The organism is Arhodomonas sp. KWT, from assembly GCF_010993615.1.
In genome coordinates this window covers 1-635 of record NZ_WNXE01000960.1, presented here as the reverse complement: position 1 = coordinate 635, position 635 = coordinate 1, and the positions used below count along the sequence as shown (strand labels likewise).

Genomic DNA, 635 nt, shown 5'->3' with positions numbered 1-635 from the left:
TATCCCAGCGCGAGCAAGCGCCCGGTGTTCACCCTCGAGGAGCGCGTCGCGCTGTGCGCGGACGTCCTCGGCCACCTCCCCAACGTCGAGGTGCGCCCGTTCGAGAGCCTGCTCGCGGACTTCGTCAACGAGTGCGGGGCCCAGATCATCCTGCGCGGCCTGCGCGCGGTCTCCGACTTCGAGCACGAGTTCCAGCTCGCGAGCATGAACCGCCAGCTCGTCCCCGGGGTGGAGACGATGTTCCTCACGCCGGCGGAGCAGTACGCCTACATCTCCTCCAGCCTCGTGCGCGAAGTCGCCGCCCTGGGCGGCGATGTGACCCGCTTCGTCCACCCCCGCGTCCAGCGTGCGCTGGACGAACGCATGGCCCGCAGCTGAGCGCTCTGGCGCTACCGCCCGGCGGCGCGCGGGCACCGTCGTCAATTTGTAATTGCAAACCGCCCGGGAAACGCTTACTGTCGATCCCGGTGCGCCTGGAAGGGCGTGCCACGGTGGCGTTCTACTTATGGAAGTCCGTCGCCTAGCAAGACTTGATGTTTGAGCTACCGGACCCGGAGTGGCCGGTAGGGAAGATGAGTGTAGTTACGATGAAATCGATTTACGTGGGCAACCTGCCCTTCAGTGCCTCCGAGGAC

General features: G+C 66.0%; 1 protein-coding gene. It reads left to right on the top strand.

From position 1 onward, the window contains the following. Window positions 1–378 (top strand): pantetheine-phosphate adenylyltransferase (coaD, locus tag G7A99_RS23555; RefSeq protein ID WP_163144481.1); only part of this gene is annotated, 378 nt, incomplete at its 5' end. Between the last annotated feature and the right edge of the window lie 257 nt (window positions 379–635).